Consider the following 23668-nt stretch of genomic DNA (forward strand, 5'->3'; position numbering starts at 1 on the left):
ATATTGTGAAATACATGTACCACGGGTAGCATGATGGTCGGGGCACAGCCGTGCTCCTCGACCCCGTGAGGACACATGAACGACACCGACCTGCTCACCCTCGCCGCCGATCTCGTCGACGCCGAGCCCGGCTCCGTGGCACTGACCGACCGCCTCTCCGACATCGGCTGGGACTCCCTCTCCAACGCGATGTTCATCGCCGAGGCCGACTCCGCGTGCGGTGTCGTCGTCGACGCCGAGGCGCTGGCTCGTTGCGTCACGCTGGCCGACGTCCAGGCCCTGACCGCACCCGTCATCGCGTGACCGGGGGTCTCGATCCCGTCGAGACGCGTCGTCGCCTCGTCCTCGTCGGCGCCGGCGGGGCCGGCCGCGAGCTGCTCGCCATGGTGCGGTCGTCGCCGAGGTTCCTCGCCGACCAGCGCATCGACGAGGTCGTCTTCATCGACGACTCCGGCGAACGACCCGGGTCTCCGGCACCCGTCGTCTCCACGATCGACGCGTACGTCCCCGACTCGTCCGACCTCGTGCTGTGCGCGATCGGCGAGCCGCGGTCGCGGGCGTCCGTGGTCGAGCGGCTCGATGCCGCCGGGGCCGTCTACGCGACCTTCGTCCACGACACCGCCGTCCTCCTCCCGGGGTCGAGCATCGGCGAGGGGTCGGTCGTCTATCCGTTCGTCGTGGTCTCGACCGATGTGACGGTCGGGGCGCACGTCTGGCTCCAGACGTCCGCCGCCCTGGGTCACGACGTCGTCGTCGGCGACGTCGCCACCGTCAGCGGCGGGGCCGCCCTGCTCGGCGGGGTGACGGTCGGCGACCGGGCGTTCGTCGCCACGGGCGCCATCCTGCGCCCGGGCGTCGAGGTCGGCGCCTCTGCCCGCGTCGGCGCCGGCAGCGTCGTCCTCCGCCGGGTCCGCCCCGGGTCGACGGTCTTCGGGGTGCCGGCCGTGATGCTCCCGGGGGCGGCGCGATGAGCACGACCCGCGCCTCCTCGGCTCCCTTCCGCTACGCCGCCCTCGGGCCGGTCGCGTCGTTCGTCCCCCCGCGGGTCGTCGACAACGACGAGCTGAACCGCGAATTCGCCCCCGAGAACATCGACCGCCTCGCGGCGAAGACGGGCATCGTCAGCCGCCACGTGGTCGACGGCGAGACCTCGTCCGACCTGGCCGTCGGCGCGGCCGAGCGTCTCTTCCGCGAGCACGGCGTCGATCGCGACGACGTCGACTTCCTGCTCCTCTGCACGCAGAGCCCCGATTTCACCATGCCGTCGACCTCCTCTCTCGTGCAGCACCGGCTCGGTCTCCGGAACCATGTGGGCGCGCTCGACCTCACCGTGGGCTGCTCGGGCTACGTCTACGCCCTCGGGGTCGCGAAGGGCCTGATCGAGTCGGGGCAGGCCCGGACGATCCTGCTCGTGACGGTCGACACGATCTCGCGCTTCATCAACCCGGCCGACCGGCAGCTGCGGTCGCTCTTCGGCGACGGCGCCAGCGCCTCCCTCGTGACGGCATCGGCGGAGGCGCCGGCCCTCACCGGTTTCGCCTACGGCACCGACGGGTCGGGGGTGGAGCACCTGATCGTCCCCGGTGGCGGGTTCGCCGACCCGTCGGTGCTCGCTCCGAAGTCGCTGCCGGCGGCCCGCGGGTTGACGCCGTCGGGGCGCGACCTCTACATGAACGGCCCCGAGGTGTTCACGTTCTCGCTGCGGGTGGTCCCGGAGGTCGTCGACCGCTCACTCGAGCTGGCCGGCTTCACGATGGACGACATCGACGTGTTCGTCCTGCATCAGGCGAACGCCTTCATGCTCGAGACCCTGCGCAAGAAGCTCGGCATCGATCCGGCCCGGTTCGTCGTCGCGATGCACGACGTGGGCAACACGACGTCGTCGTCCATCCCCCTGGCGCTCGAAGCCGGGCTGGCGAGCGGGCAGGTGTCCCGCGGGCAGAAGGCCCTGTTCGTCGGGTTCGGCGTCGGCCTGTCCTGGGCGGCGGTGGTCGTCGACCTCTGATCCGCCGTCGAGCGGGCCGAGCAGAGGGTCAGAACTCCGACGGGACGACGTCGGATTCGACCGGCTCGGCCCGCACGAGCTCGTGCACTCCGGTCAGGATCTCGTTCGGCCTGAAGGGGTACCGCTCGATCTCGGCCTGGTCGCTGATGCCGGTCATCACGAGGATGGTGTGCAGGCCGGCCTCGATGCCCGCCATGATGTCGGTGTCCATCCGGTCGCCGATCATCGCCGTGTTCTCGCTGTGCGCGCCGATGCGGTTCATGGCCGACCGGAACATCATCGGGTTCGGCTTGCCGACCACATACGGCGACTTCCCCGTCGCCGCCTGGATCATCGCCGCGATGGCCCCGGTGGCGGGCAGCACCCCCTCGGCGCTCGGTCCGGTCGCGTCGGGGTTCGTCACGATGAAGCGCGAGCCGCTGCGGATCAGTCGCACGGCCTTGGTGATGGCGTCGAACGAGTAGTTGCGCGTCTCGCCCACGACGACGTAGTCGGGGGCGGTCTCGGTCATGATGAACCCGGCCTCGTGCATCGCCGTGGTCATGCCGGCCTCGCCGATCACGAACGCCGAGCCGTTCGGCATCTGCGAGCGGCAGAAGTCGGCGGTCGCGAGCGCGGACGTCCAGATGCGCTCCTCGGGCACGTCGAGCCCCGAGGCCCGCAGCCGGGCCGCGAGGTCGCGCGGTGTGAAGATCGAGTTGTTCGTCAGCACCAGGTACGGGGTGCCCTCGTCCTGCCACTGCTGGATCAGTGCGGCCGCCCCCGGCAGAGCATGGTTCTCGTGCACGAGCACGCCGTCCATGTCGGTGAGCCAGCATTCGACTTCGTCGCGGGTAGCCATGCGGCCACCTTACTGAGGTGCCCCCGGCTCCCGCCCTCGCCATCACGACGCGACGTTCCAGGAGCTCAGGAGGCGCGCCTCCTCGACGCGGACACCCGTACCCTGGCCTGATGCCCCAGGACGACGCCTCCGACCCGACGCCGGCCGATGCCCTGCAGCCCCTGCACGGCGTGGGGCCCTGGCCGGGCGGCGAGTCCGACTGGCCCGTCGACGAGCGCTACGACGTCGAGCTGCTCCGCGACGGCGACTCCCGCAACGTGATCGACCGGTACCGGTACTGGACGATGGAGGCGATCGTCGCCGATCTCGACGAGCACCGCCATCCCTTCCACGTGGCCATCGAGAACTGGCAGCACGACATGAACATCGGGTCGATCGTGCGGAGCGCGAACGCCTTCGCCGCCGACACCGTCCACATCGTCGGTCGGCGGCGGTGGAACAAGCGCGGGGCGATGGTCACCGACCGCTACCAGCACGTGCTGCACCACCCCGACGTCGCGTCCTTCCTGGCGTGGTCGCGGGAGGCCGGGCTGCCCGTCCTGGCGGTCGACAACGTCGAGGGATCGGTGCCCATCGAGACGTTCGACCTGCCCGAGCGCTGCGTGCTGCTCTTCGGTCAGGAGGGCCCGGGTCTCAGCGACGAGGCCATCGCGGCCTCCGACGCCGTGCTCGAGATCTCGCAGTTCGGCTCGACCCGCAGCATCAACGCGTCGGCGGCGGCCGCCGTGGTCATGCACGCGTGGGTGCGTCGGCACCGGTTCTGACGCCCGCTGCGCCCGCGAGGTCCGCGGCGCTGGCGAGGTCCGCAGCGCTCGCCGGGTCTGCGGCGCCCGCAGCGCCCGCCGCGCTGAGGTGCCCGAGGAGGTGCTCGGCGGCCCGATCCCAGACGTCGCGGTGATCGAAGCGCTCGGCCACCGAGGCTGCGGCGGCCGTGGCGAGGGCCGAGGCGACTCGCCGATCGGTCAGGACGGTGCGGAGGGCGTCCGCGAGCGCGACGTCGTCCCGTCGGGGGACGACGAGCCCGGTGACGCCGTCTCTCACGACCTCGGCGAGGGCCGGGGCGTCGCTCACGACGACGGGCACCCCGGCGCAGCTCGCCTCGAGCACGACCGAGCCCAGCCCCTCGCGGTGCGAGGGGAGGCAGAACGCGTCGAACGCGGCCAGCACCTCGGACGCGTGGTCGACGGGACCGTGCAGGGCGAACCCCTCCTGGCCGAGCAGCCGACGGGTCTCGGGCGGGAGTTCGGCCAGGCCCTCGTCGGGGCCCACGATCACGAGGTGCGCGGCGAGGCCCTCCCGGCGGAGCCGCTCGACCGCCGAGACGAGCTCGACGAGCCCCTTGTCGACGGAGGCCCGCCCGACGAAGCCCACGACGAGGTCGTCGTCGTCGAGGCCGTGCGCCGACCGGACGGTGCGCCGCCGCTCGGGGTCGCGACCCGCCGCCTCGAAGCGCTCGACGTCGACGCCGCCCACCGAGCCGTGGCCCAGCACGGTCGTGCGGCCGGTCGGGATGCCGAGCTCGCGGCAGACGTCGACGAGGGGGCGGCTCACCGCCACCGTCTCGGTCGACAGCACGGCCACGAGACGCTCCGCGAGCAGGCTGATGCGACGGGGGAGACCCGTCTGGGTCTCGAGCCGGAGCCCGTGCAGCACATGGACCCGTCGGGGCACCCGAGCGATCGTCGCCGCCAGGGCCGTGACCAGCGAGGCCTTCGGCGTTCCGTAGACCACGACGGCAGGGCGAAGACGCAGCAGCAGCCTCGTCGCCGCCCCGAGCGCCTTCACGTCGTCGACGGGAGCCGGCTCGCGGACGAGGGGGAGCGCGTGCGTCGCCACGCGCTCCCGGCGCCCGACCGCCGCCAGACGGCCCGTGTCGGCGGAGGCGACCGCGAGCGGGCCGACGCCTCGCGCGATCCAGCGCCGCAGCTGACCCGCGTAGAGCACGTCGAGGCTGCCGTCGGCGGTCGTGACGAGCAGCACGCCCCGGCGCGGACCACGCGTCAGCCGGGAGGGGAGGTACCGGGGGCGGCGGAGGCCCACGTGACGCACGAACTGGGCGGCGATCCACACCGCGTCGCGGGCCCGCTGGGCCGCCGGCGGCGAGCCGAGCGCGGCCGCGAGTCGGCGTCGGCCGGCGAGCACGCTGCGGGTCGCCGGGCCCCACGGCGGAGTCCGCCGACTGTGCTGCCCGTCGTGCACGCGGTAGGAGATGAGCGCCTCGGGCACGTTGTCGATCGGGCCGACGGTCGCGAGGCGGAGCCACAGGTCGTAGTCCTGCATGCGCGTGCAGCGCGTGTCGTAGCCGCCGACGAGGTCGAACGCCGAGCGGCGGTAGGTCGTGGCCGAGTGCGTCAGGGCGTTCCGCGTGAGCAGCAAGCGTCGGAGATCGGGCCCGGTGGGGGCGACGAGGTGCCGGAGGGGTGCCCCGTCGGCGTCGACGACCGTGACGGACGACCCGAGGGCCACGAGCTCGGGTCGCGACGCGAAGGCCGACATCTGCCGCGCGATGCGCTGGGGCTCGGCCAGGTCGTCCGCGTCGAGGCGGGCGACGAACTCGCCGTGCGATGCGGCGATCCCCGTGTTAAGGGCGACGGGCGTCCCGCTCCGTCGTTCGAGGCGGACCACGAGGAGGCGCGGGTCGACCGGCAGGTCGCTCTCGTCCCCCGTCGCCCCGTCGAGCACCACGACGACCTCGAGCCGCGACCAGGTCTGGCCGAGCGCCGACGAGACCGCTTGGAGCAGATGGTCGTCGACGGCGATGGCGGGGATGACGACGGATACGAGGGGCTCGTGGGGCTCGGACATCATTCTCCAGTCAGATCGGCAAACATGAGATACTTTACATGAAATACTGCCGATCGGAAGGGTCAGGCGATCAGCCCCGTCGCCGGATAACCTGATCCGCATGCCCTCTCAGAACCTCCTCGGCGTGCCCGAGACGCTCCTGCCCGCCGAGCCCGAGGTGCTGGCCGCCCTCGAGACCATGACCCGCGCCGAGGTGGCGGCCGCGCATCCTCGGTCGTCGCTGGCCTGGGCTCTCCTGTCGGACGAGACGGAGGCGCGAGGGGCCCATCTCGAGGCCTACGCCTACGCACGGGTCGGCTACCACCGCGGACTCGACGCGCTCCGCGGCGCCGGCTGGCGCGGCCAGGGCCCCGTCCCGTGGAGTCACGAGCCCAACCGCGGGGTGCTCCGCTCCCTCTACGCGCTGCGTCGGGGCGCGGCGGCCATCGGCGAGACCTCCGAGGTCGAGCGCCTCGCGACCTTCCTGCACGACGCCGACCCGGCGGCCGTCGACGGCATCGAGTCATGAACAGCCCCATGTAATATTCTTCGGTTGCTATATCGTCTGTGCTTAGATCGTCCCAGACTCCCCACGAGGGGGCGTCGAGAGGGGCGTTGACATGAGCAGCACAGTCGTGGTCGTCGGGCAGGGGTACGTCGGGTTGCCCTTGGCCATGCGGGCGGTCGAGGTCGGGTACCGGGTGGTCGGCGTCGATCTCGACCTGGATCGCATCGGCGGTCTCCTGGCGGGTTCGTCGTACGTCGACGACGTCACCGACGAGGCCCTCCGGGCGGCCTCCGACTCGGGTCGCTACCGGGTCACCGCCGACTACGACGAGATCGGCGAGGCCTTCGACGTCGCGGTCATCACCGTCCCCACGCCGCTCCGAGACGGGCTGCCCGATCTCTCGTTCGTGGAGAGCGCCTCGAGGTCGTTGTCGGGGCGACTGCGGCACGGCGCCACCGTCATCCTCGAGTCGACGACGTACCCGGGCACGACGGAGGAGCTCGTGGTGCCCCTGCTCGAGCACGGCTCCGGGCTCCGCGCCGGGCGGGACTTCCACGTCGGGTACAGCCCCGAGCGCATCGACCCGGGCAATCGCAAGTGGGGCTTCGTCGAGACCCCCAAGGTGGTCTCGGGCATCGACGCCGCCTCGCTGGCGGCCGTCACGCGGTTCTACGACGACCTCGTCCTCCGCACGGTCCCGGTCTCGGGCACCCGCGAAGCCGAGCTGACGAAGCTCCTCGAGAACACCTTCCGCCACGTCAACGTCGCGCTGGTCAACGAGCTCGCCGTGTTCGCCCACCGCCTCGGCGTCGACGTGTGGGAGGCCATCGACGCGGCCTCCACGAAGCCGTTCGGCTTCATGCGCTTCACCCCCGGCCCGGGCGTCGGCGGGCACTGCCTGCCGATCGACCCGAGCTACCTGTCGTGGCAGGTGCGTCGCCAGCTGGGTCAGCCGTTCCGGTTCGTCGATCTGGCGAACGACGTCAACGAGCACATGCCCGACCACGTCGTCGAGCGGGTCCAATCGATGCTCAACGACTGCTCTCGATCGGTCCGCGGGTCGCGCGTGCTGCTCGTGGGTCTGGCCTACAAGAAGAACTCCGGCGACGTGCGCGAGGCGCCGGCGCTGAAGATCGCCCAGTCCCTGCTGCAGCAGGGCGCCGAGGTCGTCGCCGTCGACCCGCACGTGCACGAGCGCTACTGGCCCGCGGGCATCCGCCGGGTCGATCTCGTCCGCGACGTGGTGGCCGAGGTCGACGCCGCCGTCGTCGTCACCGATCACGACGGCGTCGACCTGTCGCTCCTGCACGGCGTGCCCACCTTCGACACCCGCCACGTGCTGACGGGCGACCACGTCGTCGCCCTCTGAGGCGGGCCGTGAGAGTCCTCTACTACGGCGTCCACGACGTCGCGTACCCCCGCAACGCGCGCATCCGCGCCTACCTGGCCGATCGATTCGGTGCGCAGATCACCGTCGTCGCCCGCCGGCGGCACGGCTCGCGCCTCACCCGGGCGCTCGCCGACGCCCGGGGTCTCTGGCAGGGCTCCCGTGACGCCGACGTCGTGGTGCTGGCCGAGATGCGGACGACTCATGCGCCGTGGGCCTGGCTGGTGGCGAGAGCACGGGGCGCCCGCCTCGTGGTCGACCGCTTCATCGGGCTGCACGAGACGGCGGTGCTCGACTGGGGGGTCGTCCCGCCGAGATCGGCACGGGCGCTGCGGCTGCGGCTGCTCGATCGGCTCGCCGTCCGGCTCGCCGACGTGGTCCTCATCGACACGGAGCCCCGCGCCGAGGCGCTCCGCCCCGCGGCCGGGTCGACCCCCGTCGTCGCCCTCCCCGTCGGGGCCCCCGCCTGGGCCCGTGATCTGCCGCCGCCCCCGCCCTCGGATGTCCTCCGGGTGCTCTACTACGGCAACTACATCCCCCTGCACGGCACCGAGAGGGTCGTGGAGGCGCTCGCCCTCGTGCGGCGGCGACGCCCGGTCGAGCTGATGCTCGTCGGGGGAGGACCCCGCCGCGACGGCATCCGCCGGCTCGTCGAGCGGAACGGTCTCCGCGCCTCCTGCCGGTTCGTCGACCCCGTCGCCGAGAGCGAGCTCCCCGCCCTGATCGGGCGGAGCGACGTGGTGCTCGGCGTCTTCGGCGATTCGCCCAAGGCGCTCTCGGTCGTCGCCAACAAGGTCTGGCAGGGCCTCGCCTCCGGGCGGACGGTCGTCACGCAGCGCAGCGCGGCGCTCGACGAGCTGCAGGCCGTGGTGGGGCCGCTGCTCGTCCAGACCGAGCCGGGCGACGCCGCCTCCCTGGCCGCCGCGTTGATCGACGTGGCCGAGAGGCGCGGGCGCCCGAGCGGCACCGGCGCCGTCGCAGCCTCGGCGATCGCTTCGGACGAGCGAGCCGCACCGATCGCACCGGCGCTCGAGGCCCTCGTCGCACGCGGGTTCGCTCGACTCGACGCCCACTTCGGCGCGCACCTCGGCGAGCGGGCGCACCGGGGCGTCCCGGGCGTCGGACGGTGAGGCACCTCGTCGGGCACCTGACGACCCTGCTGCTCTACGGCGCCTCGCCCGTCGTCGTCGCACTCGCCCCGTTCGCCGTCGTGCCGGCCGTGACGACGCGTTTCGGGGCCGACGGCTGGGCGGTCTGCGCCGTCGCCCTGTCCGTCGGGGCCGCTGTCGCCGTGGTCGCCGAGCTCGGCTGGGTGGTCGTCGGCCCGCAGCGCGTCGCGCGCGATCCGCAGAGGCACGCCGAGATCCACCACGACGCCCTCGCCTCTCGCCTCGTCGCGCTCGCCGTCCTCGCGCCCGTCGCGGTCGTCACCGTGACGCTGCTCGTCGACGAGCACCGCGGGGCGGCGGTGCTGCTGACCCTCGGCGTCGCCGGTGGTGCGCTCAGCCCGACCTGGCTCTTCGTGGGTCTCGGCCGACCGGGGCTGACGCTGCTCTGCGAGGCCCTGCCGCGGGTCGTCCTCGCCCTGGCGGCCGCCGGGGTCATCGCCCTTGGCGGACCGCTCGAGGCGTACGGCCTCGCCTCGCTGCTCGCCGTGACGGTCACGCTGGTCGCCACCGCGCGGGCGGCGGGCGTCCGGGTCGCTCCGGCCCGCGAGCGTCTGCTGGCCGTGCCGTCGATCGTCCGCGGGCAGCTCGTGGTGACCGCCGGGCGGGGTGTCACCGCGCTGTACAAGACCCTGCCGGCCGCGCTGCTGCAGGCAGTCGCGCCCGGCTCAGTGGCCGCCTTCGCCGCCGTGGACCGGCTGGCCCGCGCGGGGCTCGGCATCGTCGCGGTCGTGCCCCAGCGACTCCAGGTCTGGGTCGGCTCGCCCGACGAGACGGTGGCCGCGCGCCGCACGGTCGCGTCGCTCGTCCTCAACGCCGGTCTGGCCGCGGCGTCGGCCGTCGCGGTGCTGACGGCCATGCCGCCCGTCGTGGCGGTCGTCTTCACGGGTGCCGTCACGGTCGAGGGGTCTTCGGTCGTCGCGACGGCGCTGCTCGTCGCCCTGACCTGCCAGTCGAGGGCGTTCGGGCTCGCCCTCGTGACCCTCGACGCGGTCCGCACGACGACGACCGCGGCGACGGCAGCAGCCGTGGTCGGCGTGACGGGCGTGCTGTGGGGCGGAGCGATCGGCGGCGCGACCGGCGCCCTCGCGGGTCTCGCGGCGGCCGAGGCCGTCGCGATCGGGGTGCAGGCGGCGGTGGTGGTGCCCCTCCTCGTCCGCGCGCACCGCGCCTCCTCGGGGGCCGTCGCGTGAGCGGCATGCCGGCGACCGTCCCGGGCGTCGTCGCCACGGGGCTGATCGTCCTGGCCGTCATGGTGGTCGGGGCTCTGCTCGTGCCCTCCGCCGCACGCCGCGGCGCCCTCCTCGTGGTCGCCCTCGGGCTGCTCGTCGGCACGGCGTCGTCGGCGGCCCCCGAGAGCGTCCGCACCGGGGCCGTCCACGGCGCGATCGTGCTGCTGGCCGTCGCCGCGGTGCTGCCGGGGGCACCCGTGAGGCGTCGAGGCGTCATCGTCGTCGGGCTGACGGCGACGTCGTTCGCCCTCGCCCTCGTGACCACCGCCGTCGGCTACCCCGAGGCCATCGGTCTGACGGTGCGCGTGGGCCTGCTCGCCGTGGGCGCAGCGTGGTGCCTGCTGCGCGTGACGGAGACCGACCTCCGAGTGCTCGGGGTCGGCGTCGTCGTGCTCGGCCTGCTCGAGGTCGCGCTCGGTGTCGTCGAGTTCGTCACGGGCGACCCGGTGCCCTGGGGGCTGCGCCACCGCGACGTGAACGCGTACGTGCTGGTGAACACGCTCCTGCCCGGCGGGCTCGAGCGGGTCCAGGGTACGCTCGGGCACCCCATCCCCTACGGGGTCGTGCTCTGCGTGGCCTTCGTGGTGACGATCACCGCGCGGCGCCGCGTCCCCGGCCCGGTCAGGGTGCTCGTCGGCTCGGCCCTCGTCGCCGGGATGCTCCTCTCGGGCAGTCGCAGCATCGTGCTCGCCGCCGTGCTCGCCGTCGCGGTGCTGATCGTGTCGGCCACCGAGGGGCGCGGGGTCGTCCGTGCCGCGGCGGCGCTCCTCGGGGTCGTGGTCGTCGTCGTCGTGTTCGTCGACGAGCTCGGTGTGGCGTCCGACCGGTTCCTGTCGTCCGGTTCGTACGAGAACCGGGCCGGGACCCTCCGATCGGTGCCGCGCCTCCTCGGTCGCCCGTTCGCCGAGGTCCTGTTCGGCAGCGGCGTGGGCACGGTCGAGCGGCTCTACGACGAGGGGCTGTTCCCCCAAGACGGGTTCTGGGTGCTCGACAACCAGCTCGTCACCACCCTCGCCACGCAGGGGGTGATCGGCGTCGCCCTGATGATCGCCGTGCTCGTCGTCGCCCTCGCGACGCGCGATCCCCTCGCCCGGGCCCTCTGCGCCGTCTTCGTCGGGATGCTCGTGACCTTCGACTACGTCTTCTGGCCTTCTATGACCGTCCTCGCCGCCGGGGCGACGGCGCTCGCGGGCCGACCGACCGTGCCCGACCCCCACCGACCGGAGAGCCTCGCATGACACCCACCCGCCACCCGTCCCGTCGTCCTGCCGCCGCGATCCCGGGCGGCCCCCTCGACCCGTCCGGGCGGCGCCCCCGAGTCGCGGTGATCGGGACTCGCGGCTACCCCAGCCACTACGGCGGGTTCGAGACGGCCGTCCGCCGACTCGCCCCCGCGCTCGCCGACGCCGGGTGGGACGTCACCGTCTACGGTCGACCCGGGGCGACGAGCGCCGATGGCGCCGACCCGCGCATCCTGCGCCGCGAGACCAGGGGGCTCGAGACCCGGTCGCTCAGCACGCTGACCTACGGGTTCACCGCGATCGTCGACGCCGTGCGGAGGCGCCCCGACGTCGCGTTGGTGATGAACTGCGCGAACGGCTTCTGGCTGCCGCTGCTGCGCTGGCGCGGTGTCCCGACGCTGGTCAACGTCGACGGCATCGAGTGGGAGCGCGCCAAGTGGGGTCGCGTCGCGCGCGCGGTCTTCCGCGGCGGGGCGATGGCGACGGCGCGCTGGGCGGACCGCATCGTCTGCGACGCCCGAGAGATCGAGCGTCGCTGGCTCGACGAGTTCGGGGTCGACGGGGTCTTCGTGCCCTACGGAGCCGACGAACCCGACCCCGTCACCGCCGAGCTGTCGATCGCCGACGACCACCTCGAGCCGGGCGGATACGCGCTGTTCGTCGCCCGCTTCGTCCCCGAGAACACGGTGGCGGAGTTCGTCGCGGCGGCCGAGGTCGTCGCTCGCCGGCACACCGTGGTGATCGTCGGATCGAGCGGCTACGGCGGCGAGCTAGACGACCGCGTGGCCGAGCTGGCGGCGCGCTCGCCGAAGATCGTGCACCTCGGGCACCTCCGCGACGACCGCCGTCTCTTCGCCCTCTGGCGGAACGCGGGCGTGTACTTCCACGGGCACAGCGTCGGCGGCACGAACCCGGCACTCGTGCAGGCGATGATCTGCGGCGCCCCGGTCGTGGCCCGCGACACCGTGTACAACCGCGAGGTGCTCGGCGCGGCCGGCGTCTTCGTCGCCCCCGAGCCCGGCGCGATCGCCCTCGCCGTCACGGATCTGCTCGACGACCCCGGGCGACGGGCCGAGCTGGGCGAGGCGGGGCGGCGGCGGGCCCGGAGGCACTACGCGTGGAGCGACGTCTGCGCCGCCTACGAGACCGAGCTGCGCGCCCTCCTCCGCTGAGTCGGCTGAGTCGGCTGCGTCGGCTGAGTGGGCGGGGACGGCTGTGTCGCTCGCGTCTGGCGGGCCGAACCCGACCGCGCCGGTGGGCTTGGGCGTGCCGAACCCGACCGCGCCGGTGGGCTTGGGCGTGCCGAACCCGACAAAACGGTGCCGAAACGCTCCTCATCGCCCCCGAAACCGCCTTCAGACGCCGACTTGGTCGCGATTTGCACGCACGAGGTGGAGGAGGCGGGGCGAGGTGGAGGAGGCGGCGGGGCGTGCGGCCGGGCTCAGGACGGCGCGGGGCTGGGCTCCTCGGTCGCGCGGGGTGGGCGCGGCTCCGAGGCCGCGGCACGCTTCCGCCCCTGCGGCCCGGCGGACCCGTACCCGTACCCGTACCCGTACGCCTGCGGCCCGGTCGCGGGAAGCATCGTCGCGACGACGCCGAACGACGTCGCGTCGAGGGCCGTCAGCATCTCGAGGGCGGCGGTCAGCTGCCCTCGGGTCGATCGGCCCGCCGCGGCCACGACGATCGCACCGTCGGCGAGGCGGCTCAACACGGCTGCATCGGTGACCGGCAGCAGCGGCGGGGCGTCGAGCAGCACGTGGTCGTAGTGCCGCGCGAGCTCGGTGAGCAGATCGGCCATGCGGTTGCTCCCCAGCAGCTCGCTCGGGTTCGGCGGCAGCGTCCCGGCCGGCAGCACGTCGAGTCCGCCCCGCCCCCACGGCTGGACGGCGTCGGCGAGACTCGCCTTGCCGAGCAGCACGTCGGAGACCCCGACGACCCCCTCTAGGCCCAGCACGTCGGCGAGCCGAGGCAGGCGCAGGTCGGTGTCGACGACGATCACCCGCGACCCGGTCTCGCTGAGGGCGATCGCGAGGTTCGCCACGGTCGTCGTCTTGCCCTCGGCGGGCAGTGCGGACGTGACGACCAGGCAGCGCGCCGTCCGGTCGAGGCCGATGAACTGCACGCTCGTCCGCAGCGAGCGGAACGACTCGGCATGCGGGCTGCGCGGGTCGGCGGCGACGACCAGAGGTCTCTGCTCGGCGTCGCGGTCGAAGCCGAGCGCCCCGAGGAGGGTGCCGCCGGTGACCGCCTCGATGTCGGCGCGACTGCGGATCCGCGTGTCGAGACGGGCTCGGAGCGCCGCGGCCGCGACGCCGACGGCCAGGCCGGCGAGGCCGCCCAGCAGCACGTCGACGGCGAGGTCGGGGCTGGACGGCGCCGTCGCGACCACCGGGGGAGCGAGCGTCTCGACCCCGACGAGACTCGTGCCGCCGGGCGCGGGGGTCTCGAGCTCGTCGACGACGACCGTGCGGAAGCTCTCGGCGATCGCCCCGGCCAGACTCGCGGCCCGTGCCGGGTCCGCGTCGACGACCGTGATGCGGATGTTCACGGTGTTCACCGGGGTCTCGGCGGACACCTGCGGGGCGAGCGACGAGAGGGTCGTCCCGTCGTCGAGCTCGTCGACGACGGGCTGCAGCACCCGCGGGCTCGTCGCGACGCCGACGTACGACTGCACCCTCTGCTGGGCGGCGGCGTTGCCCTGGACGAGTTCGCCCGCCGTCGTGGCCGCCGCAGAACGGACCGACACGAAGAGGAGGGTCGACGACGTGTAGAGCGGGGTCGTCAGCGCGACGACGGCCGCGCCGGCGGCGACGCCGACCAGTGTGATCGCGACGACGAGCAGGGCGGACCGGCGCAGGGCGCCGACGAGGTCGAGAAGCGTCATGAGCCTGTCGTCCGTTCGGTGGTGGGGTGGAGGTGCGGTGCCAGTGCGCGCAGCCGCTGCAGCGCGTGGTCGAGGGATCGCTCGATGGTCAGCTCGGAGGCGTTCGCGTGCACGTGGTCCGAGACTCGGCGCCGCAGATCGGCGTCGCCGCGGAGGTCGCGGACGGCGGAGTCCCACGCGTCGTGGTCGCCGAGGGGCAGCACGAATCGCCGCCGGAGCTCGGGATCGACGTACAGGGCCGGTGCCGCGCCCGTCCCGTCGCTGAGCAGCACGGGCACGCCGGCCGACGCGGCCTCGACCGGACTGCGGCCGAAGGCGTCGCGGTACGAGGTCGTCACGGCGATGCCGGCGTCGCGCCAGAGTCGTTCGGCCGGCAGCCAGCCGGCCCAGTCGAGACCGGGGATCCGTCGACGGCGGAGTCCGTCTTCCAGCGGACCGGAGCCGTGGAGGCGCGCCGGACCCCCGACGCGACGCACGAGATCGAGGTACTCGCCGGGCCCTTTCTCGACCGAGAGCCGACCCGCCCAGACGAGCGGCCCCTCCTGATCGCCGTGGCTCGTGCGGGGGAGACCGGGTACGCCGGCGGGCACGATCGCGGGCACCCGCGCCCTCGACACCTGGCCGGCGAGCAGCGGGGAGGTCGCCCAGACGTCGTCGAGGGTGCGGAGCGCCCTGGACTCGAGGGCGGTGAGCAGCCGTCGACGGAGACCACGCTGCTCGCCCGCCGCGGGCCAGGGCAGACCCCGCACCCACGCGACCCGCGGCGTGTGGCGCAGGGCGCGTGAGGCCGCGATCACCATGTCGCTCTGCGGCACCAGCGACACCACGACATCGGCCCGTCGGACGTCGGGGTCGGCGCGCACGGCGCGATGCACCTCGCGGAGCACGTCGACGCCGTGGCGCACGAGCATGGTCTCGGTGACCCCCGGGGCGTCGATCGGCGCCCCGGCCGCGTCGGGTCGCATGCCGAGGAGGGCGGTCCAGGGGAGACCCCGCGCCCGGGCGGCCGCGACGAGGTCGTGGGCCGAGCGGTGCACCCCGCTCCGGGCCATCAGCGGGGCGGCGACGAGAGCCACCCTCATCGGGGGTTCCGCGCGACCGTCGCCGGGGCGAGGGCGCCGAGGACGGTCTCGGCCTTGAGCCGCCAGGTCGCCTCGCGGGGGATGGTGGCCGGGCGGCGGGCGACGCGGGGGCCCGACCGATGCCAGTCGCCGATCCGTTCGGCGTGCCGATCGATGGGGAGGACGGCGACCTCGTCGAGGCCGCGGCGATCGCAGCCGTCGACCGGGGTCGTCAGCACGGGCAGTCCGGCCGCCCGGTACTCGTAGGTCTTGATGATGTCGCCCCCCACCTCGCCCCCGCCGCCCCGGCCCCCGGCCCGCTCCCCGCTCCCCACCCGGTGCGGCACCCAGCCGACGTCGAAGGTCCGCAGCAGGGCGGGCACGTCGTCGTAGTGCACGTCGCCGAGCAGCGTCACGTTGGGCACCGACGCGAGGGGCCGGTGGTACTCGCGGTCGAGCACGGGGCCGGCGAAGACGAAGCGCACGTCGGGCTCGGCCTCGGCGCAGGCGACGATGCCGCCCAGGTCGAGACGCCGTCCGATCTTGCCGACGTAGCCGACGGTGAGCGGACCCGTCGCGGCCGACGTGCTGTCGAACCGCTCGGGGTCGCAGCCGTTCGGCAGCAGCACGACGTCGTCGCGGCCGAAGCGGCGGGCGAGCTCGACCGTGCCCTCGGCATTGGCCGTCACCTGGCAGGCCGAGGCGAAGGCGGCGGCGTAGGCGCGCTCGACGTCGGATCGGATGCCCGCGAACGCGTGGTGCACGGTCCAGTCGTCGAGCAGGTCGAGCACGGTCGTGCGTCCGGTCACGAACGGGTTCGCGTGCGGGAGGGCCAGTGCCGTGAAGGGGTTCCACACCACGGCGGGGACATCGCGCCAGGCATGGGTCAGCCCCGGGTAGGCGTCGGCGGAGCGGACCCACCACCGCCGTCGGTCGCGCGGGTCGGGCAGCCGCCAGGTGGTCGTCTCGATCGGCCGCGTCCCTGCCGCGACACCGGGGGGCCCGCCCAGTCGTCGCCGCCCCGGCCGCCCGCCCCGCCACGACGCCCCGACCGCGAGCACCGCAGGCTCCGGTCGCGACACCACGGCGACGCCCCCGCGGTCTCCGGTCAGGCGCCCGAGCCACTCCACGAGGTGGGCGTCGCGCGTCCGGTACCCCTCGGTCGTGAATTTGGTCTGCCCATGCATCGGGTAGGCCAGGACGGCGGGCAAGGGTGTCGCGCGGTGCGTGTGCATCACGACAGTTTTGTTCACCGGCATGTGGCACGTCAAGGCGACATGCCACGGGAGGAGGCGCGGGTCGAGATGGTCTCGACCCGCGCCTCCTCGGTTCCCCGCCTCGGGCGGTGCCGCCCAGGGCGGCCGGGTGTCAGCCGATCAGCGACGGTCGGAGGTCGCGGAGGGTCCGTCGGCGGGTCATCCGGGCGGCGGCCAGGTACGAGACGAGCAGGGCTCCCAGCAGCCAGCAGGCGAGCACGCCCGCGTCTCCGGCAGCGGTCGGGAGGCTGCCGCCGTACATCACCTGGCGCAGTCCGTCGGTGGCGTAGCTCATCGGCAGGGCGAAGTGCAGGGCCGCCAGCGGAGCGGGCAGGGTCTGCCACGGGAACGTGCCGCCGGCGGTGACGAGCTGCACGACCATCAGCACGAGCCCGAGGAACTGCCCGACGCTGCCGAGCAGCACGTTCAGCATCATGATGATCGCCGCGAACGTGGCCGAGGCCAGCACCATCAGCCCCACCATGGCCCAGGGGTGCACGACGTCGAAGCCGAGCGGGCCGGTCACGATGCCGAACAGCGCCACCATCTGCACCAGGCCGAGCAGCGCGGGCGCCAGCCAGCCGGCGGCCACGACGCGACCCGGCGCCTTGACGGCCGTGATCGCCCGCTTCGACAGCGGCTTGACGATCAGGAACAGCGCGTAGATGCCGATCCACGCCGCGAGGCTGATGAAGAACGGGGCGAGCCCGGCGCCGTACGTGCCGGCGCTGGTCAGGGCGCGATCGGTGACGGACACCGGGTCGGAGATCGCCGACGCCTGGTCGTCACGGCTCGAGTCGGTGCTCGCCGGGATCTGCGCGAGCCCGTTCTGCAGCCCGTCCGAGAGGGTCGTGCTGCCGTCGCGCAGCTGCACGAGGCCGTCGTGCAGATCGACGGTGCCGGTGGCGAGCGTGTCGAGCCCCGACGCGAGTGTGGTCGCGCCCGCGTCGAGGGTGCCGAGGCCGTCGGCGAGGGAGGCGGCGCCCGAGTCGAGCATGCCGAGTCCGGTCGCGAGGTCGGTCGCCCCCGAGGCCGCCGTCGCGGCGCCGGTCGACAGCTGCGCCGAGCCGTCGGCGGCCGACGAGATGCCCGAGGTCAGCGCCGGGGTCTGCTCGGCGAGGGTGCTCGTGCCCGCGGCCACCTGGTCGGCACCGGCGGAGAGCTGCGCGACCGAGCCGTTCAGCGCCTGCAGCTGCGTGTTCGCGCCGGTCAGTCGTGTCGTGAGGTCGTCGGTGACGGGGGCGAACGTGGCGGCGATGGCCGCGATCTGATCGGCGTCGTAGCCCTGCGCCGCCAGAGCGGCGGCGATGTCGGACTGCGCGGCGGCCTGCGCCTCGGGCAGCGCGTCGACCGCGGTCTGACTGTCGGCGGCGGCCCCGGCGACGGTCGTCGCCAGCTGATCGTTACCCGCCGCCACCTGGGCGGCGCCGTCGGCGAGCGCCTGCGTCTGCGCGGGCAGCTCAGCGGTGCTCGAGCGCAGCTGCTGCAACCCGGCGTCGAGCGTCGTCGCGCCGGTGCTCAGCGCTCCGACGCCGTCGGCGAGTGTGCGAGCGCCGGTGTCCGCCGAGGCGGCCCCCGTCGCGAGCCGGTCGGCGCCGTCGTGGGCGTCGGAGGCGCCGGCAGCGAGCCGGTCGGCGCCGTCACGGGCGTCGGCCGCACCCGTGGCGAGTCGATCCGCGCCCCCGACGCTCGTCCCGAGGCCGTCGTTCAGCTGCGCGGCGCCGTCGGCCGCGTCGCCCAGGCTGGTGCGGATGTCGGACAACCCGACGAGCAGCTGCGTCGCGGCCTCCTTGCCGACCCGCTCGGTGACGGACGCCCTGATGGTCTTGGCGGCCTGCTCGGCGATGGTCGTCGACAGATAGCTGTTGGAGTCGTTGGTCGCGAGCACGATCTGCGCGCGCTGCGGGTCGTCGCTCGACGCCGACACGAGGTCGGCGCTGAAGTCCGTCGGGATCGTGAACGTGAAGTCGTACGTTCCGTCTTCGAGGCCGGCCCGCGCCTCCTCGGCGGTCGTCTCGTGCCAGTCGAAGTCGCCGCCGTCGAGCACCTCCTTCGTGACATCGGCGCCGTAGTCGACGGTCTCGCCGTCGGACACGGCGCCCGAGTCGGCGTCCACCAGCGCGGCGGGGACCTTGTCGAGCTTCGCGTACGGGTCCTGATTGGCCCACAGGTACAGGCCGCCGTAGAGCAGCGGCACCGTCATCAGCGCGACGAGGGCGAGGCGGGCGAGCCCCGTCGAGGTCAGCCGCTGGAACTCGGATCGGACGAGGGTGACGATCTTCACGAGGGGTCGCTTTCGGGTGTCGGAGACGGGGCGTCGTCGTCGACGTCGGGCGAGGGGATCGAGGCCTGGGCGAGGGCCGCGTAGCTCGTCACGGTCAGCACCGTGTAGTCGCGGGCGACCAGATCGCCGACGACGTCGAGCCAGGCGTGCACGTCGCCGCCGTGCCGCTCGGGCGTCGTGAGCACGACTCCGCGCACGTCGGGGCGCAGCACGGCCAGTTCGGTGAGCAGTCGCACGCGGCGCTCGGTGGGGAGCGCGTGCAGGCGGGTGCGCCGGTGCTCGTCGAGACCGAGCGACTCGACGAGGAGGGAGACGGAGGCGCGGTCGCTGCGGAGACCCGCCAGGGCGAGCTCCTCGCGGGCGACCTGCGAGACGGTGAGCGAGCCGAACGGCTCGGCCACGCCGGGGGTGTCGACGAGGGCGAAGGAGGCGCGGATCGCGTCGGCGTCGTCGCTCCCGTCGAGCAGGACGCGGCCGCGCTCGGGTGCCATCCGTCCGCCGGCGACGAGGCTCGCGACGGTGGGGCCGTTCTCGGTCTCGACGGCGACGAAGCCGGGGAGGCCCCGGTCGGCGGTGACGGAGAGCGGGGCGAGAGGGGCGCCGGGGCCGTCGCCGACGGCCGCGCCGAGCAGCTCGAGTCTCATGCGGACACCGCCGCGTCGGTGGGGTCGCCGAGGGGTGCGGAGGCGTCGGCGGGGGCGCCGCCGGCCGCCGGGGCGCCCAGCTCGAGTTCGGGGCTGCCCGCGATGAGCTCCTGGGCCTCGCGCCAGCCGAGGCCGACGACGGCGAGCACGGCCAGCATGACGAGCCGGTGCCCCTCGGCGCGACCGAGATCGCGCGCGGTCGCCTCGTCCAGCACCGACAACGCGGCACCCTCGACCAGGTGCGCCAGCGTGTCGACGTCGATGTCGGAGCGCATCCGGCCCTCGACGACGCCGCGCCGGACGGTCTCGCGGACGAACGCCCGCAGGGGCGCCAGCGCCTCGCCGACCACGTGCATCAACGGGCCGCGGACGGTCAACTGGGCCATGACCCGCACGTGCTCGACCTCCGACCACAGGCGCGCGCCGAGGGCGGCGAGCTGCACGACCGGATCGCTCGAGCTCGGCTGCACGACGGCCGCGGCCCCGATGCGCGCCGCGCCGCGCAGCGTCACCTCGCGCACGAGGTCGTCGCGGGTCGCGAAGTGCCCGTAGACGCTGCGCCGCGACAGCCCCGCCTCGGCCGCGATGGCCTCGAGGGGCACCCCCGGGTCGGTGTTCAGGAGGCGCACGGCGGCCGCCATCAGCGCCTCGCGGTTGGCGGTGGCGTCGCGCCGGGGCGCTCGCCGGGTCGAAGGAGTCGTGGTCACGGTGCGATCTTATGATCTTGCACAGTCGTGTGCAACATGGCCCCCTGGGTCGTCACGACGTGGCCCCAATTCGTGGGGCCGTTCCCGCGTCCACTCGTACCTCTCGAGTGCCTCCCCTCGATGGAAAGACCTTCTCATCAGCGCTTCGTCCGGCCGTGTCCGCATTTGAGGGGACGATGAGCGGAACGCACGCATTGTCCCCATTGCGAATGCGTCTGGATCGACGGGCGCTTCCCCCAGAGACTCGTGAGCGGTCTCGCTCGGAGATCCCCTCGCCGCCCGCGGCGATGACGTCACCAGGACCGCATGCCCCAGCCCCACCCCGACCGCACCGTCGCCACCCGCTTCTCGGGGCCGATGGCCGTCCTCGTCACCCTCGGGCGGCCGTTGCTCGCCTTCCATCTGGAGATGTACCGACGCGACCTCGCGTCCGCCGTCTTCCCCCGCGACGAGCGCAGCCCGGCGATCACCGGGCCGTCCCCCGAGCGGATCGCCTTCATCGGCAGCATCGCCGTCGCGGGCATGGGCGTGCTGAGCCACGGCATGACGACATCGAGTCAGGTCGCCTCGCGCGTGGCTCGCTCCCGGGGTCGAGGCCTCACCTGGTCGGAGCTCACCTCGCCCGTCCTCACGGCGCGCACCGCCGTCACCATGCCGTCGCTCTCGGCCGAGGGGGCCAGCGCGGCCGTCGTGTTCCTCGGGATCGCGGACGTGCTGTCGGCCACGAGCCCCAGCGCGTGGGAGCGCGATCTGCGGCTGCTCGTCGGCCGCATCCGGCAGGAGGCCGGCGAGGAGTGCGCCGTGGTCTTCGCCGCCATCCCGCCGATGGCCCAGTTCCGACCGATCCCGCCGCTCGCCTCCCGTCTGATCACGGGGCAGGTCGACCGGCTCAACGCGGTCACCGAGCGCCTCTCGCGCGAGCTGATCGGCGTCGACCACGTCGACTTCCCGCTCGCGGCCCTCGCGGACATGACCGTCCGCGACCTGTTCTCGTGGTCGACCCTGCACCGCCGGTGGGCCGAGATCGTCGCACCGCGCGTCCATGCGGCACTGATCGGGGTCGACGCACGACGACGGGTCGCCCACCGGTGAGTGGACGACCCGTCATCGGCCTCAGCCGCATCTAGCTCCGTCTGACGCGCTGGGGCGCGTCAGCGCTCGCGGCGCGAACGCTGGCGCGTCCGCCCTCAGCCGCGAGCGCCCATCAGGTGCTCGACCGCGAGCTGCTGCAGGCGGACGAAGCCGTAGCCGTGGCCGCCGAAGTGCGCGTCGGCGTCGAAGTCCTCGTACGAGGCGCGGTCGGCGAGCAGGGCGTCGTAGCCTTCGCCCTCGGCGAGGGTGGGGGTCGACAGCTCGGCGACCTGGCTGGCGACCAGCGCCTCCTGCACCTCGGGGTCGGCGCGGAACGCCTGCGCGCGCTCCTTCAGCAGCAGGTACATGCGCATGTTGGCCGCGGCCGACTCCCAGACGCCGTCGATGGTCTCGGTGCGCGACGGCTTGTAGTCGAAGTGGCGGGGGCCGGTGTAAGACGGGCCGCCCTGAGGGGCGCCGTGCTCGAGCAGGTCGACGAGCGAGAACGCGTTCTGCAGGTCGCCGTGACCGAAGACGAGGTCCTGGTCGTACTTGATGCCGCGCTGACCGTTCAGGTCGATGTGGAACAGCTTGCCCTGGTAGAGCGCCTGAGCGATGCCGGCCGTGAAGTTCAAGCCCGCCATCTGCTCGTGGCCGACCTCGGGGTTGACGCCGAACAGCTCGGGGCGCTCGAGCGTGTCGATGAACGCGATCGCGTGGCCGAGCGTCGGCAGCAGGATGTCGCCGCGGGGCTCGTTGGGCTTCGGCTCGATGGCGAAGCGCAGACCGTAGCCCTTGTCGGTCACGTACTGGGCGAGCATGTCGACGCCCTCCTTGTAGCGCGACAGGGCGGCCTGCACGTCTTTGGCGCTGTCGTACTCGGCGCCCTCGCGGCCGCCCCACATGACGAAGGTCTCGGCGCCGAGCTCGGCGGCGAGGTCGATGTTGCGCAGCACCTTGCGGAGCGCGAAGCGGCGCACGCCGCGGTCGTTGGACGTGAACCCGCCGTCTTTGAAGACCGGTGCGCTGAACAGGTTGGTGGTGACCATCGGCACGACGATGCCGGTCGCGTCGAGCGCGCCCTTCAGGCGGTCGATCTGCTTCTGGCGCTCGGCCTCGGTCGACCCGAAGGCGAAGAGGTCGTCGTCGTGGAAGGTCAGGCCGTAGGCGCCCAGGCGGTCGAGGTTCTCGACGGCCTCGACCACGTCGAGGTCGGGGCGGGTGGGGCCGCCGAACGGGTCGGCTCCGGTGTAGCCGATCGTCCAGAGGCCGAACGAGAACTTGTCTTCGCGGGTGGGGGTGACGGACATCGGTGTCCCTTTCATGGTCGATGGCGCGAGTCGCCGGAGGCGCTGGTCGCGATTGTTGTCGCTTACAACTTATACGTCCGAGGCGGCTCGGTCGAGGGGCTGCGGGCATTTGTTGACGGCGGCGACAAACACCTTGCGCATCGGTCGGAGCTGTCGTATCGTCTCCTCTCGAACCTCGTCGAAGCGCTTCGCCTCGACGGGTCGGACGACACGACGACGAGACGGTGAGGTCACGATGGCGACGATCCACGATGTGGCGCAGGCCGCCGGCGTCTCCATCTCGACCGTGTCGTACGCCCTCTCCGGCAAGCGTTCGATCGCCTCGAGCACGCGGCAGCGGGTCACCGACGCCGTCGAGCGTCTCGGCTACCGCCCGCACGCCGGGGCCCGCATGCTGGCCGGCGCGCGCACCAACATCCTCGCCCTCAGCGCGCCGATCCGTGCCGACAACCACCAGCCCACGCAGATGCGGTTCGTCACCGCGGTCGTCGAGGCCGCGCGCCGTCGCGACTACGACGTCCTGCTGCTCGCCACGGACGACGAGGTCTCGGGCATCCGCCGGGTCGCCTCGAGTTCGCTCGTCGACGGGGTCGTGGCCCTCGGCGTGGCGACGGTCGACGAGCGCGTCGACCTCGTGCGAGAGCTCGAACTCCCGGCCGGCTTCATCGGGATCCCGCGCGACGTCGACGACCTCGCCTGCATCGATCTCGACTTCGAGTCGGCCGCGCGTCTCGTCGTCGACCGCCTCGCCGACCACGGCCACAGGTCGATCGGCGTCATCGGCCACCCCGCCTCGTACCTCGAGCGCGACACCGGCTTCATCCGACGCTTCGACGACGCCTTCGCGGCCCGCGCCGCCGATCGGGGCGTCGAGAGCCTGACCGTCGCGACCGACCTCGGTCGTGCCTCCGCGATCCGCGCCGTCGACGAGCTCCGCGGTCGACTGCCCGGCATGACCGCACTGGTGCTCCACTGCAGCGAGCCCACCGCCGAGGCCGCGATGCAGCATCTGCGCAGGCTCGGCGTCGACATCCCTCGAGACCTCTCGGTGCTGGCCGCCTGCGCCAGCTACCCCGCCGACGAGCTCGACCCGCCGCTCGACACCATCCCGCTGCCGATCGACGAGATGTGCTCGCGAGCGGTCGAGGCCGCCTTCGACCGCATCGACGGCCGCGTCGACACCGGTGTCGAGCTGATCGCGCCCACCTATCTGGCGAAGGGGTCGGTCATCGAGCCGACCCGCGCCTCCTGAACCCACCCGACCGCACCACCGCACCACCGCACCAC

Annotated in this window: 21 protein-coding genes; 12 read left to right on the top strand and 9 right to left on the bottom strand. The window is 73.4% G+C overall.

Annotated features, from left to right (window positions below; translation table 11 throughout):
• Positions 1 to 75 precede the first annotated feature (75 nt).
• The 3 genes from SOM11_RS11720 to SOM11_RS11730 are packed head-to-tail and all read left to right on the top strand — an operon-like array spanning position 76 to position 2005.
• Entirely contained in the window at positions 76 to 303 is a 228-nt protein-coding gene (locus SOM11_RS11720; protein ID WP_243213886.1) for an acyl carrier protein, read from the top strand.
• Positions 300 to 971, top strand: coding sequence for a NeuD/PglB/VioB family sugar acetyltransferase (locus SOM11_RS11725; RefSeq protein ID WP_320478121.1), 672 nt, complete (start codon positions 300 to 302; stop codon positions 969 to 971). Before SOM11_RS11720 ends, SOM11_RS11725 begins: the two co-directional genes overlap by 4 nt.
• Positions 968 to 2005 (top strand): ketoacyl-ACP synthase III, encoded by a 1038-nt coding sequence (locus SOM11_RS11730; RefSeq protein ID WP_320478122.1) that lies wholly within the window; start codon positions 968 to 970, stop codon positions 2003 to 2005. Before SOM11_RS11725 ends, SOM11_RS11730 begins: the two co-directional genes overlap by 4 nt.
• Positions 2006 to 2033: 28 nt before the next feature.
• On the opposite strand, the gene SOM11_RS11735 is transcribed toward SOM11_RS11730, so the two are convergent.
• Positions 2034 to 2846 (bottom strand): HAD-IIA family hydrolase, encoded by an 813-nt coding sequence (locus SOM11_RS11735; protein ID WP_192061566.1) that lies wholly within the window; start codon positions 2844 to 2846, stop codon positions 2034 to 2036.
• Positions 2847 to 2956: 110 nt separating this feature from the next.
• Here SOM11_RS11735 and SOM11_RS11740 point away from each other — a divergent pair, with 110 nt between their 5' ends.
• Positions 2957 to 3610, top strand: coding sequence for a TrmH family RNA methyltransferase (locus tag SOM11_RS11740; RefSeq protein WP_192061565.1), 654 nt, complete (start codon positions 2957 to 2959; stop codon positions 3608 to 3610).
• On the opposite strand, the gene SOM11_RS11745 is transcribed toward SOM11_RS11740, so the two are convergent.
• The gene (locus tag SOM11_RS11745; protein WP_320478123.1) at positions 3576 to 5651 is read right to left on the bottom strand and encodes a glycosyltransferase; all 2076 of its coding nucleotides are present in this window, start codon (positions 5649 to 5651) and stop codon (positions 3576 to 3578) included. The genes SOM11_RS11740 and SOM11_RS11745 overlap by 35 nt on opposite strands.
• A gap of 100 nt (positions 5652 to 5751) precedes the next feature.
• On the opposite strand from SOM11_RS11745, the gene SOM11_RS11750 reads away from it, so the two are divergent.
• From SOM11_RS11750 to SOM11_RS11775, 6 genes are all read left to right on the top strand, one after another.
• Positions 5752 to 6159: a DUF3151 domain-containing protein gene (locus SOM11_RS11750; protein ID WP_320478124.1), complete on the top strand. Its 408-nt coding sequence runs from the start codon at positions 5752 to 5754 to the stop codon at positions 6157 to 6159.
• Between the two features lie 91 nt (positions 6160 to 6250).
• A complete protein-coding gene (locus SOM11_RS11755; RefSeq protein WP_192061562.1) occupies positions 6251 to 7507 on the top strand; it encodes a nucleotide sugar dehydrogenase in 1257 nt (418 codons plus the stop codon).
• An 8-nt stretch (positions 7508 to 7515) separates the two neighbouring features.
• Positions 7516 to 8655, top strand: coding sequence for a glycosyltransferase (locus SOM11_RS11760; RefSeq protein WP_320478125.1), 1140 nt, complete (start codon positions 7516 to 7518; stop codon positions 8653 to 8655).
• On the top strand, positions 8652 to 9884 hold the full coding sequence (locus SOM11_RS11765) for a hypothetical protein (RefSeq protein ID WP_320478126.1): 1233 nt from the start codon (positions 8652 to 8654) through the stop codon (positions 9882 to 9884). Before SOM11_RS11760 ends, SOM11_RS11765 begins: the two co-directional genes overlap by 4 nt.
• A gap of 5 nt (positions 9885 to 9889) precedes the next feature.
• On the top strand, positions 9890 to 11161 hold the full coding sequence (locus SOM11_RS11770) for a hypothetical protein (protein WP_320478127.1): 1272 nt from the start codon (positions 9890 to 9892) through the stop codon (positions 11159 to 11161).
• Positions 11158 to 12336, top strand: a complete 1179-nt coding sequence (locus SOM11_RS11775; protein ID WP_320478128.1) for a glycosyltransferase — start codon at positions 11158 to 11160, stop codon at positions 12334 to 12336. Before SOM11_RS11770 ends, SOM11_RS11775 begins: the two co-directional genes overlap by 4 nt.
• Before the next feature lie 269 nt (positions 12337 to 12605).
• Here SOM11_RS11775 and SOM11_RS11780 read toward each other — a convergent pair whose 3' ends face one another.
• From SOM11_RS11780 to SOM11_RS11805, 6 genes are all read right to left on the bottom strand, one after another.
• Positions 12606 to 14048: a polysaccharide biosynthesis tyrosine autokinase gene (locus SOM11_RS11780; RefSeq protein WP_320478129.1), complete on the bottom strand. Its 1443-nt coding sequence runs from the start codon at positions 14046 to 14048 to the stop codon at positions 12606 to 12608.
• On the bottom strand, positions 14045 to 15130 hold the full coding sequence (locus SOM11_RS11785) for a glycosyltransferase family 4 protein (protein WP_320478130.1): 1086 nt from the start codon (positions 15128 to 15130) through the stop codon (positions 14045 to 14047). Before SOM11_RS11785 ends, SOM11_RS11780 begins: the two co-directional genes overlap by 4 nt.
• A complete protein-coding gene (locus SOM11_RS11790) occupies positions 15127 to 16344 on the bottom strand; it encodes a glycosyltransferase (protein ID WP_320478150.1) in 1218 nt (405 codons plus the stop codon). Before SOM11_RS11790 ends, SOM11_RS11785 begins: the two co-directional genes overlap by 4 nt.
• Before the next feature lie 133 nt (positions 16345 to 16477).
• Positions 16478 to 18649, bottom strand: a complete 2172-nt coding sequence (locus SOM11_RS11795) for a YhgE/Pip domain-containing protein (protein ID WP_320478131.1) — start codon at positions 18647 to 18649, stop codon at positions 16478 to 16480.
• A complete protein-coding gene (locus SOM11_RS11800) occupies positions 18646 to 19293 on the bottom strand; it encodes a hypothetical protein (protein WP_320478132.1) in 648 nt (215 codons plus the stop codon). Before SOM11_RS11800 ends, SOM11_RS11795 begins: the two co-directional genes overlap by 4 nt.
• Complete coding sequence (locus SOM11_RS11805) at positions 19290 to 20000, bottom strand: TetR/AcrR family transcriptional regulator (RefSeq protein WP_320478133.1); 711 nt, start codon at positions 19998 to 20000, stop codon at positions 19290 to 19292. Before SOM11_RS11805 ends, SOM11_RS11800 begins: the two co-directional genes overlap by 4 nt.
• Positions 20001 to 20306: 306 nt before the next feature.
• On the opposite strand from SOM11_RS11805, the gene SOM11_RS11810 reads away from it, so the two are divergent.
• Positions 20307 to 21092 (top strand): GDSL-type esterase/lipase family protein, encoded by a 786-nt coding sequence (locus tag SOM11_RS11810; RefSeq protein WP_320478134.1) that lies wholly within the window; start codon positions 20307 to 20309, stop codon positions 21090 to 21092.
• A gap of 95 nt (positions 21093 to 21187) precedes the next feature.
• Here SOM11_RS11810 and xylA read toward each other — a convergent pair whose 3' ends face one another.
• Positions 21188 to 22381, bottom strand: coding sequence for a xylose isomerase (gene xylA / locus SOM11_RS11815; RefSeq protein WP_192061551.1), 1194 nt, complete (start codon positions 22379 to 22381; stop codon positions 21188 to 21190).
• A 235-nt stretch (positions 22382 to 22616) separates the two neighbouring features.
• Between xylA and SOM11_RS11820 the strand changes: the two genes are divergently transcribed.
• The gene (locus SOM11_RS11820; RefSeq protein WP_320478135.1) at positions 22617 to 23633 is read left to right on the top strand and encodes a LacI family DNA-binding transcriptional regulator; all 1017 of its coding nucleotides are present in this window, start codon (positions 22617 to 22619) and stop codon (positions 23631 to 23633) included.
• Positions 23634 to 23668: the final 35 nt, after the last annotated feature.

It is taken from the genome of Frigoribacterium sp. CFBP9029, assembly GCF_034045305.1.
In the GTDB taxonomy this organism is placed as follows: Bacteria; Actinomycetota; Actinomycetes; order Actinomycetales; family Microbacteriaceae; genus Frigoribacterium.

Bases quoted from the DNA above. Each gene is read 5' to 3' on its own strand.
- SOM11_RS11720 (WP_243213886.1), top strand. From the start codon at position 76: ATGAACGACACCGACCTGCTCACCCTCGCCGCCGATCTCGTCGACGCC.
- SOM11_RS11730 (WP_320478122.1), top strand. From the start codon at position 968: ATGAGCACGACCCGCGCCTCCTCGGCTCCCTTCCGCTACGCCGCCCTC.
- SOM11_RS11735 (WP_192061566.1), bottom strand. From the start codon at position 2,846: ATGGCTACCCGCGACGAAGTCGAATGCTGGCTCACCGACATGGACGGC.
- SOM11_RS11740 (WP_192061565.1), top strand. From the start codon at position 2,957: ATGCCCCAGGACGACGCCTCCGACCCGACGCCGGCCGATGCCCTGCAG.
- SOM11_RS11745 (WP_320478123.1), bottom strand. From the start codon at position 5,651: ATGTCCGAGCCCCACGAGCCCCTCGTATCCGTCGTCATCCCCGCCATC.
- SOM11_RS11750 (WP_320478124.1), top strand. From the start codon at position 5,752: ATGCCCTCTCAGAACCTCCTCGGCGTGCCCGAGACGCTCCTGCCCGCC.
- SOM11_RS11755 (WP_192061562.1), top strand. From the start codon at position 6,251: ATGAGCAGCACAGTCGTGGTCGTCGGGCAGGGGTACGTCGGGTTGCCC.
- SOM11_RS11770 (WP_320478127.1), top strand. From the start codon at position 9,890: ATGCCGGCGACCGTCCCGGGCGTCGTCGCCACGGGGCTGATCGTCCTG.
- SOM11_RS11775 (WP_320478128.1), top strand. From the start codon at position 11,158: ATGACACCCACCCGCCACCCGTCCCGTCGTCCTGCCGCCGCGATCCCG.
- SOM11_RS11780 (WP_320478129.1), bottom strand. From the start codon at position 14,048: ATGACGCTTCTCGACCTCGTCGGCGCCCTGCGCCGGTCCGCCCTGCTC.
- SOM11_RS11785 (WP_320478130.1), bottom strand. From the start codon at position 15,130: ATGAGGGTGGCTCTCGTCGCCGCCCCGCTGATGGCCCGGAGCGGGGTG.
- SOM11_RS11790 (WP_320478150.1), bottom strand. From the start codon at position 16,344: ATGCACACGCACCGCGCGACACCCTTGCCCGCCGTCCTGGCCTACCCG.
- SOM11_RS11800 (WP_320478132.1), bottom strand. From the start codon at position 19,293: ATGAGACTCGAGCTGCTCGGCGCGGCCGTCGGCGACGGCCCCGGCGCC.
- SOM11_RS11810 (WP_320478134.1), top strand. From the start codon at position 20,307: ATGCCCCAGCCCCACCCCGACCGCACCGTCGCCACCCGCTTCTCGGGG.
- xylA (WP_192061551.1), bottom strand. From the start codon at position 22,381: ATGTCCGTCACCCCCACCCGCGAAGACAAGTTCTCGTTCGGCCTCTGG.
- SOM11_RS11820 (WP_320478135.1), top strand. From the start codon at position 22,617: ATGGCGACGATCCACGATGTGGCGCAGGCCGCCGGCGTCTCCATCTCG.